The organism is Pseudonocardia broussonetiae, from assembly GCF_013155125.1.
GTDB lineage: Bacteria > Actinomycetota > Actinomycetes > Mycobacteriales > Pseudonocardiaceae > Pseudonocardia > Pseudonocardia broussonetiae.
In genome coordinates, this window is record NZ_CP053564.1 from 6314741 (window position 1) to 6331481 (window position 16741).

The window sequence follows — 16741 nt, forward strand, 5'->3', positions numbered from 1 at the left end:
GCAGTCCGCACGGACGGAAGGCCCCGCCGGATCCCGGCGGGGCCTTCCGCGTGTCCCGGGTCTCAGACGTGCGCGGGCCGCCGCAGCGACCGGGCGGCGACCCCCAGCACGACCAGGAACAGCGCGAGGTAGGCGTCCGGGGCCAGCGAGACCGCCCCGGTGGCCGGGATCGGCCCCACGGCGGGACCGGGCAGCCGCGTCACGAACGCGAGCGTGACGAGCAGGACCCCGCCCAGCCCGGCGGCGGCCGCCCGCTCCCCCGCCACCGCGCGGCGGGCCAGCAGCACCACCAGCGGCACCACCCACACCCAGTGGTGCGACCACGCGAACGGCGCGGCCGCGGCCGACCCGAGCCCGACGAGCGTGCCGGCCGCGAGGTCGTCGCCCCGGCGGTGGAGCGCGGCCGCCACGGCGAGCACGGCGAGGGCCAGCAGCGCCGACGGCACCACCTCCGGCAGCCCCGCGCGCGCCAGGAGGCCGGCCAGCGCGGTGTTGCTGGGCCCGGCGACGTCGGAGATGCGCCCGGCCGAGGCGAACGTGCCGCGCAGCCAGAACTGCACGGAGTCGGCGGGCGCCACGAGGAACCCGACCGCCCCGGCGACGACGAACACGCCCAGCGCGGTGGCCGCGGCCCGGATCCGCCGCGTGACCAGCAGGTACGCCACGAACAGCAGCGGGGTGAGCTTCACCGCGGCCGCCAGCCCGATCCCGACGCCGCGCAGGCGGTGCGGGCGCCCGAACAGGTCGGCGGCGACGAGCGCCAGCAGCACGATGTTGACCTGCCCGAGGTAGAGCGTGGTGCGCACGGGGTCGAGCCAGGTCGCCAGCGCCACCAGGGCGACGAGCAGCGGCCCCGACGCCCCGCACCGGTGCACGACGACGGCGAGCAGCCCCACGCCCAGCAGCGTCCAGGCCGTGGCCAGTACCGGGAACGGCAGCCACGCCAGCGGCGCGAACACCAGGGCCGCGAACGGCGGGTAGACGAACGGCAGGTCGAGCAGCACCCCGCCGGCGTACAGCGGGATCCCGTCGACGACGTGCTGCCCGCCCGCGCGGTACACCTGCAGGTCGATGAGCAGGGTGTGCGCCGCCGGCCAGACCGCCAGCACGACGGCGTGGCCGAGCAGCGCGACCGTGACGACGGCGACGGCCGCCCGGGCGTTCATGATCCCCACCGTAGGGTGAGGGCGGGTGGCCGCCACCACACGGGACGCGCTATCGTCGTCGCCATGCGCATCGCACCTCTCGCCCTCGACGCGGCCGTACGGCCGCGCGTCGGCTGAGCCAGGCCGCCGGCGCGCCGCTCCTCCCCCTTCACCGAGGCCTGGCTCGGGTCCCCGTTCCCTCCGGACCCTGGAGCTTCCCGTGACCGTTCTCGACGACTCCCCCCGCACCACCTGGACCCCCCGCATCCCGCGCCGCCACGAGATCGTCACGACCGGCGGCATCGAGGGCGTCCTGCGCGTCGGTGACGCGCTGCGCGCCGGCGGCTTCCCGGTCCGCGACTTCAACGCCGACGTCCGCGACGGCGTCCCCTACAGCTCCGTCACCTGCACCGTCTCGCTCACCCGCAGCGAGGAGGCCGCGTTCGCCGACCTCATGGGCACGCTGCCCGCGGTCGTCTCCGTCGAGCCCTGCTGACGCGCGTCCCGCGGGCGTCAGTGCTGCTGCGGCACCGGCACGGCCACCACGCGCAGTCCGTCGATCGGGGCGGAGCGGGTCAGAACCACTCCGGCCGCACGTCGAGCGTGGAGCGGTCCAGGCTCTCCAGCAGCGCGAACTGCGGGCCGGTGCGCGGCAGCTCGTGGCGGAAGAAGTACCCGCCCGCGGCGCGCTTGCCGTCGTAGAAGTCGCCCTCCCGCCCCGCGGCGGCCACGAGCTGCTCCAGCCACATCCACGCGACGACGACGTGCCCGACCGCCTCCAGGTAGGTCGAGGAGTTGGCCAGGGTGACGGCGGGGTCGCCGGCGGCCCACAGCGCGGCGGTGACCTCCCCGGTGCGCGCCACGGCCGCGGCGAGGGCGTCGGCGTGGTCGTCCAGCCCCGCGGCGCGGGCCGCGTCGACGGTGCCGGTGATCGTGTCCAGCAGCAGCCGCAGGCCCGCGCCGTCGTGCAGCACGACCTTGCGGCCGAGCAGGTCGAGGCCCTGGATGCCGTGCGTGCCCTCGTGGATCATGTTGAGGCGGTTGTCGCGCCAGAACTGCTCGACGGCGTACTCGCGGGTGTAGCCGTAGCCGCCGTGCACCTGGATCGCCAGGTCGTTGGCCGCGAGGCACCACTGCGAGGGCCAGCTCTTCGCGATCGGGGTGAGCGTGTCGAGCAGCAGGTGCGCGCGCGCCCGGTCGACCTCCGTGGCCCCGGTCCGCTCGTCGTCGAGCAGGCGCGCGCAGTACAGGATCAGCGCGACGGCACCCTCGGCGTAGGACTTCTGGGCGAGCAGCATCCGCGCGACGTCCGGGTGCTCGATGATCGCGACGGGCGGGCCGCTCTTGGCCGTCGGCGGGCGGCCCTGCGTCCGGGTGCGGGCGTAGTCGAGCGCGTGCAGGTAGCCGGTGTAGCCCAGCGCCGCCGCGTTGCCGCCGACGCCGACGCGCGCCTCGTTCATCATGTGGAACATCAGCGCGAGCCCGCGGCCCTCCTCCCCCACCAGGTAGCCGACCGCGCCGGCCTCCCCGCCGGGGGTGTGGCGGCCCTCGCCGAAGTTGAGCAGCGTGTTGACGGTGCCGCGGAAGCCCATCTTGTGGTTGACGCCCGCGAGCGAGACGTCGTTGCGCTGCCCGTCGGCCAGGAACTTCGGCACGATGAACAGCGAGATGCCCTTGACCCCCGCCGGACCGCCCGGGACCTTGGCCAGCACCAGGTGCACGATGTTCTCGGACAGGTCGTGGTCGCCACCGGAGATCCACATCTTGTTGCCCGACAGCCGGTACGTGCCGTCGTCGCGGGGCTCGGCGCGGGTGGTGATGTCGGCCAGCGACGAGCCGGCCTGCGGCTCCGACAGGCACATCGTCCCGAAGTAGCGGCCCTCCAGCATCGGCTCGACCCACGTCTCGACCTGCTCCGGCGTGCCGTGCGCGAGCAGCAGGTTGGCGTTGGCGATCGTGAGGAACGGGTACGCCGACGTGCCGACGTTGGCCGCCTGGAACCACAGGAAGCAGGCCTGCGCGACGGTCTGCGGCAGCTGCATCCCGCCGACCGACTCGTCCATCCCGGCCGCGGTGATCCCGGTGGCCGCGAACGCCTCCAGCGCCTTCGCCACCTCGGGGATCATGTGCACGCGCTCGCCGTCGAACTCGGGCTCGTGCAGGTCGGCGGTGCGGTTGTGCGGGGCGAACTGCTCGGTGGCGACGCGCTCGGAGAGCTCCAGCACGGCGTCGAACGTCTCGCGGGAGTGCTCGGCGAACCGCTCGCGCGCGGTCAGCGCGCCGACGTCGAGCCACTCGTGGAGGAGGAAGTCGAGGTCGCGGCGGGACAGCAGCAGAGAGCGCACGTCCCGAGGCTAACCCCGCCGGACCCGCGGCGGGAGGGACCCCGACCGGGTGACCCTGTCCGGAAAGCGCCCCGTGTCGTCACGCCCCGCACCCGGCCCGTGGCGACCTCGTTCACCTCGGTACGGCGCGACGGGCGCGCCGACGACGGAGGGACCACCGCACATGGGGACGCACTCGCACCCGATCCGCCGCACGCGCCGGGGTCGCCGGCTCGCGCTCGCCCTGACCGGGGCCGCCACCGCAGGCGTCGTCACGGTCACCGGGCTGGGCGTCGCCAACGCGGCGCCGCTGCCGGCGCTCCCCGGGCTCGACCTGCTCCAGCCGGCCGGCACCACCGAGGTGAACGAGGACTTCGCCCCGTTCGCCGAGACGGACACCCGCCCCGACGGCGACGTCGAGGTGAACGAGGACTTCGTCGCCCCGGCCGGCGGCGGCACGGGCTCGCTGCGGTTGGACACCCCGTCGTCGAGCGCCAAGGCGACGCTGTTCCGCGCGGCCGTGAGCCCGCTGGCCGACTGGGTCGACGTCGCGGCGTACTCCGCCTTCCGCTCGCCGGACTCGACGGCCAGCGAGGTCCAGTTCCCGTCGCTGCAGCTCGTCATCGACTTCAACGGCCCCGCCGAGGGCGGCTTCTCGACCCTCACCTACGAGCCGGTCTACAACACCGACGCCGGCGCGAGCCTCACGGCCGGGCAGTGGAACCGCTACGCGGCGGGCTCGCAGGGTTGGTGCTCCACGCGGGTGATCCCCGGAGTGTTCGGCGACGGGCAGAACCAGTGCTCCAACGGCGGCGTGCTGCCGCTGGCCCAGATCGCCGACCTGCTGCCCGACGCGGTCGTCACGTCGTTCGGCGTCAACCAGGGCTCGGGCAACCCCGGCCTGACCAGCGCCGTCGACCTGCTCACCACCCCCGGCACCACCTACGACTTCGAGGTGCGGGGGCCGATCATCGTGGTCCCCGAGCCCCCGGTCCCCGGCGGCGGACACCCGGGCGGCGGCCACGGCCACGGCGGCGGTCACCCGGGCAACGGCCACCCCGGGAACGGCCACCCCGGGAACGGGCACCCCGGGAACGGGCACGACAACGGCAAGGGCAAGGCCGGCCACGGCCCCGTCCACCAGCGCAACGTCGGCAACGGGAGCTAGCCGGGGCCGGGCCGGCGCGCGCCTACCGCGCGTCGGCCCCGTGCGCCGCGTCGAGCATCTCGGCGAGCTCGGCCACCTTCACCCGCTCCGCGCCGCGCAGCCCGCCGCGGCGGACCTCCTCGGCGTCCAGGCGCAGCCAGGCCGTCCAGTCGACCGGGCGGATGCCGTGGGCGGCCAGCGCCTCGCGCAGGGCCTCCGGCTCCGGGTGCGCGGGGGCGGGCAGGGACGGCAGGTCCTCCAGCACGGCGGCGACCGTCTCCTGCGCGTCTCCCTTGTTCGTCCCGATGACGCCCGTGGGTCCGCGCTTGATCCAGCCCGTCACGTAGGAACCGGGGACCGGGACGCCGTCGCGCACGACCCGCCCGCCCTCGTTCGGGACGGTGCCGGTGGCCTCGTCGAAGGGCAGTCCGGGGATCGGCTCGCCCGCGTAGCCGATGGCGCGGACGACGAGCCCGACGTCGAGGGTCTCCTCCTCGCCGGTGCCCACCACGCGACCGGAGGGGTCGACCGCGGTGCGCTCCACGACGATCCCGGAGACGCGCCCCTCCCCCAGCAGGCGCACCGGGGAGCGCAGGAAGCGCAGGTGGATGCGACGCGGGGAGCCGTCGTCGGCGCGGTCGACCCACTCGCCGAGCATCGCCAGGTTCTGCCGCTGCCGCCGGTCGTCGGGCTCCTCGACGCCCGCGGCCAGCAGCCCGTCGTCGTGCACCACGACCTGCGCGTGCGCGAGGTCGCCGATCTGGCGCAGCTCCGCCGGGGTGAACCGGACGTGCTGCGGCCCGCGGCGGATCAGCACGTGGACGTCGCGGACGGCGCTGGAGCGCAGCGCGTCGAGCACCGGCCCCGGGACGTCGGTGGCCGCCATCTCGTCGGCGGTCTTGGCCAGCACGCGCGCGACGTCGAGCGCGACGTTGCCCGCCCCGACGACGGCGACGCCCGGGTGGTCGAGCGGCGGTGCGAGCTCGGTGAAGTCGGGGTGCCCGCAGTACCAGGAGACGAACGCGCCGGACCCGAGCGACCCCGCGAGCTCCTCCCCCGGCACGCCGAGGGCGCGGTCGACCGACGAGCCGGTGGCGTGCACGACCGCGTGGAAGTGGGTGCGCAGCTCGTCGAGCGGGATGCCGTCGCCGCCGATCCGGACCCCGCCCAGGAACTCGACGTCGGCCGGGTCGAACGGCTTCTGCAGCACCCGGATGACCGACTTCATCTTCACGTGGTCGGGTGCGACGCCGTAGCGGACGAGGCCGTAGGGCGCGGGCAGCCGGTCGAGCACCTCGACGCTCACCGGCTCCCCCGACGACAGCAGTGCGGCCGCGGCGTAGAGCCCCGACGGCCCGGCGCCGATGACGGCGACGCGGAAGTTCACGAGTCCTCCAGGGGCAGGAAGCGCGGGGCCCGCTTCTCCCGGAACGACGCTATCCCCTCGCGCAGGTCGGGGCCGCCGATGAAGCGGTCGACCTCGAGGTAGGAGCGGTCCAGCGCCTCGCCGTAGGTGGAGTCGGCGGCGGCGCGCAGCTGGGCCGCGATGACGGCGACGGCGCGCGGGGCGGTGTGCAGCGCGAGATCGCGCGCGTAGTCCTGCGCGGCGCCCAGCACCTCCTCGCGCGGCACGACCCGGCTGACCAGCCCCAGCCGCAGCGCCTCCGCCGCCCCGACCGTGCGGCCGGAGAGCAGCAGGTCGTGGGCGTTCTCGGTGCCGACCAGCCGCGTCAGCGTCCACGCGATGCCGTACTCGGCGATCAGGCCGCGACGGGCGAACGAGGTGGCGAACCTCGCGGTGTCGGCGGCGAAGCGCACGTGGCAGAACAGGGCCTGCACCAGCCCGACGCCCGCGCACGCCCCGTTGATCGCCGCGACCAGCGGCTTGGGGAACTCGCGCGGCACGTCCACGGCCTTGTGCGGCAGGCTCGCCCCGTCGACGGCGAGGCCGTCGAGCCGGCCCATGTCGGCACCCGGGCAGAACGTCGTCCCCGCCCCGGTGACGACGACGGCCCGGACCTGCGGATCACCGGCGGCCGCCGTGAGGTGGCCGTAGTAGGCCTCCTCCAGGTCCTCGCCCCACCCGTTGCGCCGATCCGGACGGTTGAAGGTGAGCGTGCGCACCCCGGCGTCGTCGGTCTCGGCCAGCACTGGCTCCATGCCCTGACCCTAGTCCCCACGGGAACACGTTCGGCCGAACGAGCACCCGTGACGGTGCCGCTACTGTCCGGCGTCATGGCGCCCCCGGACGGCACGACCTACGGCAAGCGCGTGCTCGTCGAGCTCTCCCACGCGATCGAGCGCTTCGCGCTGGCCGCGGAGCCCGGCGCGCCGCTGCTCGTGATCGCCCTGTTCCAGCGCCTGTCCTACCTGGAGCGGGAGGCCGCGGTCTACGCCGAGATCGCCGCGCGGAGCTCGGTCACGCTCGTCGGGCTCGTCGGGGACGTCCCCCCGCAGCTGCCCCCGGGCGTCCGGCACGTCCTGCTCGGCGAGGACGAGGAGCTGGCGCGGGAGTGGAGCGTCACGGTGCTCAGCCCCAACGGCGGCGCGACGCTCGTGGCCGTCGACCAGGAGAGCGTCGACCCGCACGCCCGCACCCTCGAGGAGGGCCGCCGCTTCCGGGGCCGCTGGTCCTTCGTCCGCGCCGACGCCTACCGGGAGGCGCTGCGGCTGCGCGCGCGGCTGCGGCTGCCCGCCGACACGACCGAGGCGATCGACGAGGTGCTGGAGGCCGTGCTCGCCGCACCCGAGCCGCGCCAGCAGGACCGGTGGAACGTGCCGCTGCGGTTCCTGGCCGAGCGGGTCGACGCGGCCGGCCGGGAGCGCGGTGAGCTGCAGGCCCGGCTCGACACGGCCGTCGCGCACCTCGACGACGTCGGCGAGCGCGACGCCCGCACCGGCCTGCACACCGAGAGGTTCCTGGCCCGCTGGACCGCGGGGCTGGGCGCGGGGCTGCCGGTCGGGCTGGTGCTGCTGCGGGTGCCGGGCGTCGCGTCCCTGCGCACGAAGTACGGGCTGCGCGCCGAGGTCGCCGCGCTGCAGGGCATCGCGCAGAGCGTGCAGGAGCTGCTGACGCCGGCCGACCGGGTGGTGCGCCGGGGCGAGGAGGACTTCCTCGTGGTGCTGCCGTCGTGGACGGAGAGCGACGTGCTGGCGCTGTGCGACCGGGTGTGCGCGCGGGTGAGCGCGCTCGACCAGCAGTACCCCTTCGTCGCGCTGCCCGCGGTGGCGGCGGCCACGGTCAGCCGCGAGCACCCGCTGCCGGTCGAGCGGCTCGCCGCGCAGGTGGCCGGCGGGCAGCGGGTGAGCCTGCTGCTCCCGACGTAGGCGGTCAGGCCGGGACGCCGCGGAACGTGCGGCGGTAGTCGACCGGCGACACCCCGACGACCTTGCGGAAGTGGTGGCGCAGCAGCGCCCCGGTGCCGAACCCGCTGCGGGCCGCCACGTCGTCGACGCCCAGGGTGGTGTCCTCCAGCAGGCGCTGCGCGAGCAGGACCCGCTGCAGGGTGAGCCAGCGGTGCGGGGTGGTGCCGGTCTCGGCGACGAAGCGGCGGGCGAAGCTGCGGTCCGACATCCGGGCGCGGCGGGCCAGGCCGGACACCGTGTGCTCCTCGTCGAGGTGCTCCAGGGCCCAGTCGAGCACCGGCGCGAGCCCGTCGGCCGAGCACACCGGGATCGGCTGCTCGACGTACTGGCGCTGCCCGCCGTCGCGCTGGGGCGGGACGACCATCCGCCGCGCGATCGTGTTGACCGCGGCGCTGCCCAGCTCGCGGCGCACCAGGTGCAGGCAGGCGTCGATGCCGGCGGCGGTGCCCGCGCTGGTGATGATGTCGCCGTCGTCGACGTAGAGGACGTCCGGGTCGATGATCGCGAGCGGGTGGCGCTCGCGGAGCTCGTCGACGTTCATCCAGTGCGTGGTGCAGCGGCGGCCGTCGAGCAGGCCGGCCGCGCCGAGCACGAAGCTGCCCGAGCAGACCGACAGCAGGGTGGCGCCGTCGGCCGCGGCTACGCGCAGGGCGTCGAGGACCTCGGGGGCGAACTCCCGGTCGCGGGTGGCCGAGACGGCCACCAGGTCGACGCCGCGCAGCCCCTCCAGGCCGTGGTCGGGGACGAGCGAGGCGCCGACGGTGGTGCGCAGCGGCTCCCCCGCCACCGGACCGCAGACCCGCAGGTCGATCGGGGGGACGCCCTCGGTCGTCCGGTCGACGCCGAACACCTCGCAGAGCGTCGCGAACTCGAACGGGGAGGTGGCGGGCAGCACGAGCGCCGCGACGGACCGGAGCATGGCAGGATCTTACCGACTCTCGTCTTCTCTGCCACTGTTGGCGCCATCTGGATGAGCGCACACTTCCTGCCATGACCACCGCACTCCTCGTCCTCGTCCTCGTCGGCCTGGCCGTGTGGCTCTCCACGGCCCGGCCCGCCCTCACTTCCTCCGCCCCCGCCGACCACGACCGCGAGCGCCAGCTCGACGAGCTGCGCGCGCTGGCCCGCTCGCGGGCCGACGTCCACCTCTGAGCCCGTGACATCCGTCAGTCCCCGGCACTGACCACGGGCACTGCCGCGCTCCCGCGCGGACACGGGACAGTACGTCCATGACCGACGCACTGGAGATCGCCGGCGCGCACCACCGCTACGGCGCGCACGTCGCGCTGGACGGCGTCGACCTCACCGTCCGCGCCGGGGAGTGCGTCGCGCTCCTCGGCCCGAACGGGGCGGGGAAGACGACGCTCATCGGGCTCGCCACCGGGCTGGTCTCCCGTCAGGCCGGGCACGTGACGGTGTGCGGCGGGGACCCCCGCCGCGCGGCCGTCCGCCGCCACCTCGGTGTCGTGCAGCAGACCATGGGGTTCCCGGCCACCGAGACCGTGGGCGAGCTCGTGCGCGGCGCCGCCGTCCGGGCCGGGCGTCCGGCGTCGGCGGCGGGGCCGGTGCTCGCCGAGATCGGCGTCGCCGACCTGGCCGCGCGCCGCGCCCCGGCGCTGTCGGGCGGGCAGCGCCAGCGGGTCGGGCTCGCGATGGCGCTGGTCGGCGACCCGGCGCTGCTGCTGCTCGACGAACCGACCGTCGGGCTCGACGTCACCGCCCGCCGCGCGTTCTGGCGGGTGCTCGCCGCGCGCCGTGACGCCGGGGTCGCGATGGTGCTGACCACGCACGTCGTCGAGGAGGCCGCGGCCTTCGCCGACCGGGTGGTGGTGCTGCACCGCGGGCGGGTCGTCGCCACCGGCACGCCCGACGCGCTGGCGTCGCGCCTGCCGGACCGGACGGTCAGCGCCCGCACCGCGCTGGACGACGTCGCGCTGCGCGCGCTGCCCGGCGTCGGCACGCTGCGCCGCGACGGCGACCGCGTGCACCTCGGCACCGCCGAGCCGGAGGACCTGCTGCGGGAGTGGCTGGCCCGCGACCGCGGGCTGTCGGAGCTGCGCGTCGAGGGCGCCGGGCTGGAGCAGGCGCTGCTCGCCCTGACCGGCGAGGAGGTGCCGGCGTGAGCGCCTCCACCGTCCCCGCCGTGTCCGTGCTGCCGGTCCTGCGCTCCGAGATCGGCGAGGGGCTGCGCGCGATCCTGCGCGAGCCGACGGCGCTGGTGTTCTCCGTGCTCATGCCCGTCGGGTTCTACGCGCTGTTCACCTCGGTGTTCGGGGGGCAGCAGACCTCGGACGGGCTGCCCTTCGCGGCCACGTCCATCGCCGGGTACGGCGCGTTCGGCGTCGTCTCGGTGATGCTGCTCAACCCCGGGATCGGGGTGGCGGAGGACCGCACGCGCGGCTGGCTGCGCGTCAAGATGGTGTCCGCGACGCCGCTGGGCGTGACGCTCGCGGCCCGCGTGCTCGCCGCGCTGCCCTACGCGCTGGGCGTGGTCCTGGCGATGGGGGCGGCGTCGCTGCTGGTCGCCGGGCCCGTGCTGGACCTCGGGACGTGGGTGCGGCTCGTCGTCGTGCTCGTCGTCGGGTCGCTGCCGTTCGCGCTGTTCGGGCTCGCGGTGGGGTTCGTGGCGTCGTCGAACGCGGCGGCGGCGATCCTCAACGCGGTGCTGTTCCCGATGGTGCTGGCGTCGGGGCTGTGGGTGCCGCTGGAGCTGCTGCCGGGGTTCCTGCAGGCGGTCGCGCCGTTCCTGCCGACCTACCACCTCGCGCAGCTCGCGCAGGCCCAGCTCACCGGGGCACCGGCGGGCGGGCACCTGCTCGCGGTGCTCGCCGCGACCGTCGTCGGGGCCGTGGTCGCTAGGCTCGCCTACCGTAACCTGCGCGTGTGAAGCGCGACCGGTCGTCGCTCTGGTACCTGGTCTTCCTCGGCTACCTGTTCCTGCAGCCGGCCTTCGACCCGGCGGCGGGCCCGCTCTCCTGGACCGTCGCGATCGGGTCGATCGTGCTGTTCCTGGCGTTCCAGGCCCGCACGGGCGCCCACCCGCTGCCCGGGCACTGGTCGCCCGCACTGATCGCCCTGCTCGGGGTGCTCGTCGTCCCGGTCAACGCCGGCGGCACGGTGTTCTTCGTCTACGCGGCCGGGAGCGCGGGCGCGCTGCTCCCCCGCCGCGCGGCCACGCTCTGGCTCGGCGGGCTGACGGCGCTCACGGCGGCCTCGGCGCTGGTGTCGACGGCACCGCCGCCCTACGTGTTCCTCAGCATCGCGCCGCCGCTGGTGTCGATCTGGATCGTCGGGCTGGCGACGATGGACGAGGCCGACCGCAGCCGCGAGGCCGCCGCGATGCGCGTCGAGAACGCCCGGATCGAGCACCTCGCCACGCTGTCGGAGCGCGAGCGCATCTCCCGCGACCTGCACGACCTGCTGGGCCAGACCCTCACCGGCATCGTCGTGCGCGCCCAGCTCGCGCAGCGGCTCCCGGCGGGCGACGCCGCGGCCGAGATGGCCGTCGTCGAGACGATGGCCCGCGACGCGCTCACCGAGGTGCGCGCCACCGTGTCCGGGTGGCGGCAGGTCTCGCTCGACGACGAGCTCGTCGTGGCGCGCGACGCGCTGGCCGCTGCCGGCGTCGAGCTGGAGGCGGTCCGCGACGGCGACCTCGTGCTGACCCCGTCGGCGGAGTCGGCGCTGGCCCTGGCGCTGCGGGAGGCGGTGACGAACGTGGTCCGCCACGCCGGCGCCGGCCGCTGCGTCGTGACGCTGGCCCGCGTCGACGGCGAGGTGCGCCTGGAGGTCGTCGACGACGGGTCGGGCGGGAGCGGCGCCGACGGCAACGGCCTGTCCGGGATGCGCGAGCGGATCACCGCGCTCGGCGGGACCGTGCGCCGCGTCGCCCGGGGCGGCACCGCGCTCGTCGTCGCACTGCCGGAGCGGGTGGCCGCGTGATCCGGCTCGTGCTGGCCGAGGACCAGGCGATGGTGCTCGGCGCGTTCGCCCGGCTGCTGTCGCTGGAGGACGACCTGGAGGTCGTCGCCACCGCCGTCGACGGGCCGGCGGCGCTGGCCGCGGTGCGCTCGCACGACCCGGACGTGCTGGTCACCGACGTGGAGATGCCCGGGGCCACCGGGCTGGAGGTCGCGGCGGCGCTGCAGGGCGGGCGCACCCGGCTGGTGATCGTCACGACGTTCGCCCGCTCGGGCTACCTCCGGCGCGCGATGGACGCCGGTGTCGCCGGCTACGTCCTCAAGGACGCCCCGATCGACCGGCTCGTCGACACGATCCGGCGGGTGCACGCCGGTGAGCGGGTGGTCGACCCGGCGCTGGCCGTGGCGGCGTGGGACGCGGCCGACCCGATGACCGACCGCGAGCGCGACGTCCTGCGCCTGGCCGCCGACGGCCTGCCCAACAGCGACATCGCCGCCACGCTGTTCCTGGCGGAGGGCACCGTCCGCAACTACCTGTCGACCGCCATCACCAAGCTCGGGGTGCGCAACCGGATCGAGGCGGCGCGGGTGGCGCGGGACCGGGGCTGGCTCTGACCCGTGAGCGCGAACCGTGGCCAGGGCCACGGTTGCCGCTCACGAGGTGCGGCTGGCACTGCCCGTACTCGAGTGGGGGTATCCGTACTATAGTGCGGCGATGCAGCTCAACCGGCCGCTCGCCGTCGTCACCCCGACGCTGGACGCCGACGTCCTCGCGGTGCTGGCGCGGCTCGACGCGCCCTTCACCACGGGCGGGCTGCACCGGGTGCTGGGGGCCCACTCCGAGGAGGGCATCCGCAAGGTGCTCAACCGGCTGAGCCGCCAGGGCATCGTCGACGCCCAGCGAGCCGGGCCGGCCTTCCTCTACCGGCTCAACCGCGACCACCTCGCCGCCTCGGCCGTCGTCGAGCTCGCGAACCTCGCCTCCACCTTCCTGGCCCGTCTGGAGCAGCGGATGGCGCGCTGGGAGTCCCCGCCGGTCTACGCCGCCGTGTTCGGCTCGGCCGCAACAGGCACCATGACGCCGCAGAGCGACCTCGACCTGCTGCTCGTCCACCCCGACGACGTCAGCCGCGAGGTGTGGGACGAGCAGGTCGACGCCCTCCTCACCGACATCTCCCGCTGGACGGGCAACGACGCGCAACTGCTGGAGTTCTCCGCCGGCCGCCTGGCAGGCGCCCACGACGAACCGGTGCTCGCCGACGTGCTGCAGCACGGCCTCACCGTCGCGGGCGACCGTGACTGGTTGAAGCGGAAGGTGCGGGGCTGACGTGGCGCGCACCCGCTCGTGCACACCGGAGGTCCGCCGCGGCCGGCAGCGGAAGGCCGAGCAGTTCCTGGACGCCGCCGCGCTGCTGCACGACCTCACCGCGCACCCGGCGAGGTCGGCGACGCCTACGTGACGCTGTGCGTGCACGCCGGGATCGCGGCGTCGGACGTCATCTGCTGCGCCCGGCTCGGTGAGCACGCGCAGGGTGAGGACCACGGTGCGGCGGTCGCGCTGCTCGACCGCGCCGACAGCGGCTCGGCCCGGCACCTGCGCACACTGCTGACCATGAAGACCAAGGCGGGCTACAGCCACACCGTCGCCTCCGCCGACGAGTGCAAGCGGGCCCGGCGGGCGGCCGAGGCACTGGTCGAGACGGCCCGGCGCGTGCGAGCGTCGAGCGGCTGAGCCACCCGGGCTCCAGCCCCTGTGAGTGCGAACCGTGGCCAGGGCCACGGTTGCCGCTCACGAGGGCTTCTGCAGGCCCAGGTGGTCGCGCAGGGTCGGACCGGTGTACTCCGTGCGGTAGCTGCCCAGGTCCTGCAGCTCCGGCACCACCTTCTCGACGAACTCGTCGAGCCCGCCGGGCGTCAGGTGCGGGACGAGGATGAACCCGTCGGAGGCGTCGGCCTGGACGTAGGCGTCCATCTGCTGCGCCACCTGCCTCGGCGTGCCGACGAACGACTGGCGGGCCGTGGTCTCGATGATCAGCTCCCGGATCGACAGCCCGCCCTTCGCCTCGGCCAGCTCCCGCCACCGGTTCGCCACGGCGACCGGGTCCTTCTCGTGGCGCACGCGGCCGCGGGTGATCTCCGCGCCCGGGTCGGGGTCGACGTCGGGCAGCGGGCCGTCGGGGTCGTGGGCCGAGAGGTCGCGGCCCCACACCTGCTCCAGGAACGCGATCGCCGTCTGCGGGCTGACCTGCGCCTCCCGGATCCGGTGCCCGTTCTCCTGCGCCTCGGCCTCGGTGTCGCCGAGCGCGAACGTCGTGGCCGGCAGGATCGTGATCTCCTCCGGGCGGCGGCCGTACTTTCCCATCCGGCCCTTGAGGTCGGCGAAGAACTCCTGCCCGGACTCCAGCGAGCCGTGCCGGGAGAAGATCGCGTCGGCGGTCTTCGCGCCGAACTCGCGGCCCGCGTCGGAGTCGCCGGACTGGATCAGCACCGGGTGGCCCTGCGGCGTCGGCGGGATCGGGAAGCGCCCGACCATGTCGAACTGGTCGCTGTGGTGGTCGATCGGCGCGCCGTCGGAGAGCCACAGCTCGCGGGCGGCGTCGAGCATCTGCTGCGCGCGGTCGTAGCGCTGCTCGGGCCTCAGGAACCCGCCGCGCCGGAAGTTCTCACCGGTGAACGCGTCCGAGCTCGTCACGAGGTTCCAGGCGGCGCGCCCGCCGGAGAGGTGGTCGAGCGAGGCGAACTGCTTGGCCAGCTCCCACGGCTCGTTGAACGTCGTGTTGATCGTGCCGCCGAGCCCGAGGTGCGTGGTGACGGCGGCGATCGCGTTGAGGACGGTGAACGTGTCGGGGCGCCCGACGACGTCGAGGTCGTGGATCCGGCCCTGGTGCTCGCGCAGGCGCAGGCCCTCGGCGAGGAACAGGAAGTCGAACAGCCCGCGCTCGGCGTTCTGCGCGAACGCGACGAAGGACGCGAAGTCCGTCTGGCTGCCTGACTCCGGGTCGCTCCACACCGTCGTGTTGTTGACGCCCGGGAAGTGGGCGGCGAGGTGGATCTGCTTCTTCGCCATGTCAGACCCCCGAGAAGCGGTTGGCGGGACGGGACAGGCCGAAGCGGCCGCGCAGCGTCGCGGTCGGGTCGGCGGGGACGCGCAGGCCCGCGGCGAGCAGCCGGGGCGCCACCTCGTCGGCCAGCACGCGCAGCCCGCCGGGCAGGGCCAGCGGGACGGCCGTGACGCCGTCGACGGCGCGCTCCCCGAGCACGGCCACGAACTCGTCCGGCCCGCCGACCACGCGCAGCGTCTGCGCGGGGTGCTCGCCCAGGTCGTCGTAGGCGCGGCGGGCGGCGGTCTCGTCGGCGTCGAGCAGGACCTCGACGTCGAGCAGCACGGCGACGTCGTCGGGGTCGCGTCCGGCGTCGGCGACGGCGGCGCGGATGCGCTCGCGGGCGGCGTGCGCGGCCCCGAGGTCGGGCGCGGCGATGCGCACGACGTCGGCCCACCGGGCGGCGACGGCGAGCGACTCCGGCTCCTCGCGCACCACGACCAGCGGGTGCGCCTGCGGGCTGCGCGGCGTCATCGACGGGCCCTTGACGGAGAAGAACTCGCCGACGTGGTCGATGTAGTGCAGCTTGTCGCGGTCGACGTAGCGGCCGGTGGGGACGTCGCGGATGACGGCGTCGTCCTCCCAGGAGTCCCACAGCGCGACGACGACCTCGATCGCCTCGGCGGCCTCGCGCCACAGGTCGGCGGCGGGCGCGGCGGGCTTGCGGCCGAACTGCGCGGCCTCCTCCGGCGTGCGCGAGACGGCGGCCTCCCACCCGGCGCGGCCCGACGAGACGAGGTCGAGCGTGGCGATGGCCTTGGAGAGGTGGAACGGCTCGGTGTGCGTCGTCGTCGCCATCGGGACCAGCCCGATCCCGGGGACGACGGGCGCCACGCGCGCGGCGATCGCGACGGCGTCGAGCAGCGAGTCGGGATCGAAGGAGTCGGGCAGGGCGAGGAAGTCGGCCCCCGCCTGCGCGGCGAGCTGCGCGGTCCCGATGTGGTGCGCCGGGGTGAGCAGAGCCTGCCGCGGCACCCCCGCCACCCGCCACGCCTCCGGGTGCCGGCCGAAGCCCGACACCTCCACCGCCAGGTGTGCCGTGCGCATGCGTCTCCCCTCGCCGGATTCTCTTCCCGGGGCAACCGGGCCCCCGCGGGACGCATTCCCCACCGCTGGCACACAGGGCGCGGGGCCGGCACACAGGTCCGGCCCTGTGTGCGAGCCCCGGGGCCTGTGTGCGAGCCCCCGGGTGTGCCGTCAGTGGTGCAGCCGGCTCCGCTCCGCGCCCGGCGTCGAGTACCCGCGGTCGGCGTAGGGGAAGCCGTCGAGCTCGGTGGTCTGCGGCCGCTGCTGGTAGTACGAGCGGATCTCGGCGATGCGCCCGTCGGCGGCGAGGACGAACCACTCCGCGCCGCGGGTGGCGACCCGCTCGGCCCCGGGCGTCGGGTGCCAGAACATCGTCCACTCGATGACGGCCTCGTCCCGCCCGTCCGGGGTCGACCCGAGCAGCGCGTGGTCGACGACCCACCGCGCCCCGATCATCCCCGCGACCTTGCGCCAGTACCGCGCGAGGTGCTCCCCGCCGCGCACCGGCGCCGACCCGGTGTTGGGCGCGAGGAACCAGTGGACGACGTCGGGGTCGAGCGTGCCGAGCATGGCGTCGACGTCGCCGGTGGAGCAGCCGTCGTAGTAGCGGATGATCGTCTCCAGCGCGCGACCCGCACTCCCTCGCTGCGCTCGGTCGGCGCTCCGCGCAGGGCGCTGTGCCGATGACTCGCTCGCAAGCTCGCTCATCACG

Annotated in this window: 19 protein-coding genes; 11 read left to right on the forward strand and 8 right to left on the reverse strand. The window is 75.2% G+C overall.

The genetic code is table 11. From position 1 onward, the window contains the following. Window positions 1–62 precede the first annotated feature (62 nt). A complete protein-coding gene (locus tag HOP40_RS30625; protein WP_172165648.1) occupies window positions 63–1166 on the reverse strand; it encodes a glycosyltransferase 87 family protein in 1104 nt (367 codons plus the stop codon). A 199-nt stretch (window positions 1167–1365) separates the two neighbouring features. On the opposite strand from HOP40_RS30625, the gene HOP40_RS30630 reads away from it, so the two are divergent. Then, on the forward strand, window positions 1366–1641 hold the full coding sequence (locus tag HOP40_RS30630) for a hypothetical protein (RefSeq protein WP_172165651.1): 276 nt from the start codon (window positions 1366–1368) through the stop codon (window positions 1639–1641). 79 nt (window positions 1642–1720) lie between these two features. Here HOP40_RS30630 and HOP40_RS30635 read toward each other — a convergent pair whose 3' ends face one another. After that, entirely contained in the window at window positions 1721–3490 is a 1770-nt protein-coding gene (locus HOP40_RS30635) for an acyl-CoA dehydrogenase (RefSeq protein ID WP_172165654.1), read from the reverse strand. A gap of 163 nt (window positions 3491–3653) precedes the next feature. On the opposite strand from HOP40_RS30635, the gene HOP40_RS30640 reads away from it, so the two are divergent. Then, the gene (locus tag HOP40_RS30640; RefSeq protein ID WP_172153797.1) at window positions 3654–4637 is read left to right on the forward strand and encodes a hypothetical protein; all 984 of its coding nucleotides are present in this window, start codon (window positions 3654–3656) and stop codon (window positions 4635–4637) included. Between the two features lie 22 nt (window positions 4638–4659). On the opposite strand, the gene HOP40_RS30645 is transcribed toward HOP40_RS30640, so the two are convergent. Further along, on the reverse strand, window positions 4660–6003 hold the full coding sequence (locus HOP40_RS30645; protein ID WP_172165657.1) for an FAD-dependent oxidoreductase: 1344 nt from the start codon (window positions 6001–6003) through the stop codon (window positions 4660–4662). Beyond that, the gene (locus tag HOP40_RS30650; protein WP_172165660.1) at window positions 6000–6776 is read right to left on the reverse strand and encodes an enoyl-CoA hydratase-related protein; all 777 of its coding nucleotides are present in this window, start codon (window positions 6774–6776) and stop codon (window positions 6000–6002) included. Before HOP40_RS30650 ends, HOP40_RS30645 begins: the two co-directional genes overlap by 4 nt. A gap of 48 nt (window positions 6777–6824) precedes the next feature. On the opposite strand from HOP40_RS30650, the gene HOP40_RS30655 reads away from it, so the two are divergent. Next, the gene (locus tag HOP40_RS30655; RefSeq protein ID WP_172165680.1) at window positions 6825–7943 is read left to right on the forward strand and encodes a sensor domain-containing diguanylate cyclase; all 1119 of its coding nucleotides are present in this window, start codon (window positions 6825–6827) and stop codon (window positions 7941–7943) included. 4 nt (window positions 7944–7947) lie between these two features. Here HOP40_RS30655 and HOP40_RS30660 read toward each other — a convergent pair whose 3' ends face one another. After that, window positions 7948–8901, reverse strand: coding sequence for a GlxA family transcriptional regulator (locus tag HOP40_RS30660; RefSeq protein ID WP_172165683.1), 954 nt, complete (start codon window positions 8899–8901; stop codon window positions 7948–7950). Window positions 8902–8972: 71 nt separating this feature from the next. Between HOP40_RS30660 and HOP40_RS30665 the strand changes: the two genes are divergently transcribed. The 8 genes from HOP40_RS30665 (at window position 8973) to HOP40_RS30695 (ending at window position 13634) form a co-directional block, all read left to right on the forward strand. Beyond that, entirely contained in the window at window positions 8973–9134 is a 162-nt protein-coding gene (locus HOP40_RS30665; RefSeq protein WP_172165686.1) for a hypothetical protein, read from the forward strand. 77 nt (window positions 9135–9211) lie between these two features. Beyond that, window positions 9212–10105, forward strand: a complete 894-nt coding sequence (locus tag HOP40_RS30670; protein ID WP_172165689.1) for an ABC transporter ATP-binding protein — start codon at window positions 9212–9214, stop codon at window positions 10103–10105. After that, window positions 10102–10869, forward strand: a complete 768-nt coding sequence (locus HOP40_RS30675) for an ABC transporter permease (RefSeq protein ID WP_240157372.1) — start codon at window positions 10102–10104, stop codon at window positions 10867–10869. The genes HOP40_RS30670 and HOP40_RS30675 overlap by 4 nt, the downstream gene beginning before the upstream one ends. Beyond that, window positions 10866–11924, forward strand: coding sequence for a sensor histidine kinase (locus HOP40_RS30680; protein WP_172165692.1), 1059 nt, complete (start codon window positions 10866–10868; stop codon window positions 11922–11924). The genes HOP40_RS30675 and HOP40_RS30680 overlap by 4 nt, the downstream gene beginning before the upstream one ends. After that, window positions 11921–12517: a response regulator transcription factor gene (locus tag HOP40_RS30685; RefSeq protein ID WP_172165694.1), complete on the forward strand. Its 597-nt coding sequence runs from the start codon at window positions 11921–11923 to the stop codon at window positions 12515–12517. Before HOP40_RS30680 ends, HOP40_RS30685 begins: the two co-directional genes overlap by 4 nt. A gap of 100 nt (window positions 12518–12617) precedes the next feature. Then, the gene (locus HOP40_RS30690; protein WP_172165696.1) at window positions 12618–13229 is read left to right on the forward strand and encodes a nucleotidyltransferase domain-containing protein; all 612 of its coding nucleotides are present in this window, start codon (window positions 12618–12620) and stop codon (window positions 13227–13229) included. A 1-nt stretch (window position 13230) separates the two neighbouring features. Beyond that, window positions 13231–13362 (forward strand): hypothetical protein, encoded by a 132-nt coding sequence (locus tag HOP40_RS36520; RefSeq protein WP_275691319.1) that lies wholly within the window; start codon window positions 13231–13233, stop codon window positions 13360–13362. Window positions 13363–13370: 8 nt separating this feature from the next. Further along, a complete protein-coding gene (locus HOP40_RS30695) occupies window positions 13371–13634 on the forward strand; it encodes a hypothetical protein (protein WP_205346976.1) in 264 nt (87 codons plus the stop codon). A 57-nt stretch (window positions 13635–13691) separates the two neighbouring features. Here HOP40_RS30695 and HOP40_RS30700 read toward each other — a convergent pair whose 3' ends face one another. From HOP40_RS30700 to HOP40_RS30710, 3 genes are all read right to left on the reverse strand, one after another. After that, complete coding sequence (locus HOP40_RS30700; protein ID WP_172165709.1) at window positions 13692–14969, reverse strand: NtaA/DmoA family FMN-dependent monooxygenase; 1278 nt, start codon at window positions 14967–14969, stop codon at window positions 13692–13694. A 1-nt stretch (window position 14970) separates the two neighbouring features. Beyond that, window positions 14971–16050 carry an LLM class flavin-dependent oxidoreductase gene (locus HOP40_RS30705; protein ID WP_172165712.1) on the reverse strand — a complete coding sequence of 360 codons (1080 nt, stop codon included), beginning with the start codon at window positions 16048–16050 and terminating at the stop codon, window positions 14971–14973. Between the two features lie 150 nt (window positions 16051–16200). Continuing rightward, on the reverse strand, window positions 16201–16737 hold the full coding sequence (locus tag HOP40_RS30710) for a nuclear transport factor 2 family protein (RefSeq protein ID WP_172165715.1): 537 nt from the start codon (window positions 16735–16737) through the stop codon (window positions 16201–16203). Window positions 16738–16741: the final 4 nt, after the last annotated feature.

Excerpts from the sequence above, each read along its gene's own strand:
- HOP40_RS30625 (WP_172165648.1), bottom strand. The coding sequence starts at position 1,166 with ATGAACGCCCGGGCGGCCGTCGCCGTCGTCACGGTCGCGCTGCTCGGC.
- HOP40_RS30640 (WP_172153797.1), top strand. The coding sequence starts at position 3,654 with ATGGGGACGCACTCGCACCCGATCCGCCGCACGCGCCGGGGTCGCCGG.
- HOP40_RS30650 (WP_172165660.1), bottom strand. The coding sequence starts at position 6,776 with ATGGAGCCAGTGCTGGCCGAGACCGACGACGCCGGGGTGCGCACGCTC.
- HOP40_RS30660 (WP_172165683.1), bottom strand. The coding sequence starts at position 8,901 with ATGCTCCGGTCCGTCGCGGCGCTCGTGCTGCCCGCCACCTCCCCGTTC.
- HOP40_RS30665 (WP_172165686.1), top strand. The coding sequence starts at position 8,973 with ATGACCACCGCACTCCTCGTCCTCGTCCTCGTCGGCCTGGCCGTGTGG.
- HOP40_RS30670 (WP_172165689.1), top strand. The coding sequence starts at position 9,212 with ATGACCGACGCACTGGAGATCGCCGGCGCGCACCACCGCTACGGCGCG.
- HOP40_RS30690 (WP_172165696.1), top strand. The coding sequence starts at position 12,618 with ATGCAGCTCAACCGGCCGCTCGCCGTCGTCACCCCGACGCTGGACGCC.
- HOP40_RS30700 (WP_172165709.1), bottom strand. The coding sequence starts at position 14,969 with ATGGCGAAGAAGCAGATCCACCTCGCCGCCCACTTCCCGGGCGTCAAC.
- HOP40_RS30705 (WP_172165712.1), bottom strand. The coding sequence starts at position 16,050 with ATGCGCACGGCACACCTGGCGGTGGAGGTGTCGGGCTTCGGCCGGCAC.
- HOP40_RS30710 (WP_172165715.1), bottom strand. The coding sequence starts at position 16,737 with ATGAGCGAGCTTGCGAGCGAGTCATCGGCACAGCGCCCTGCGCGGAGC.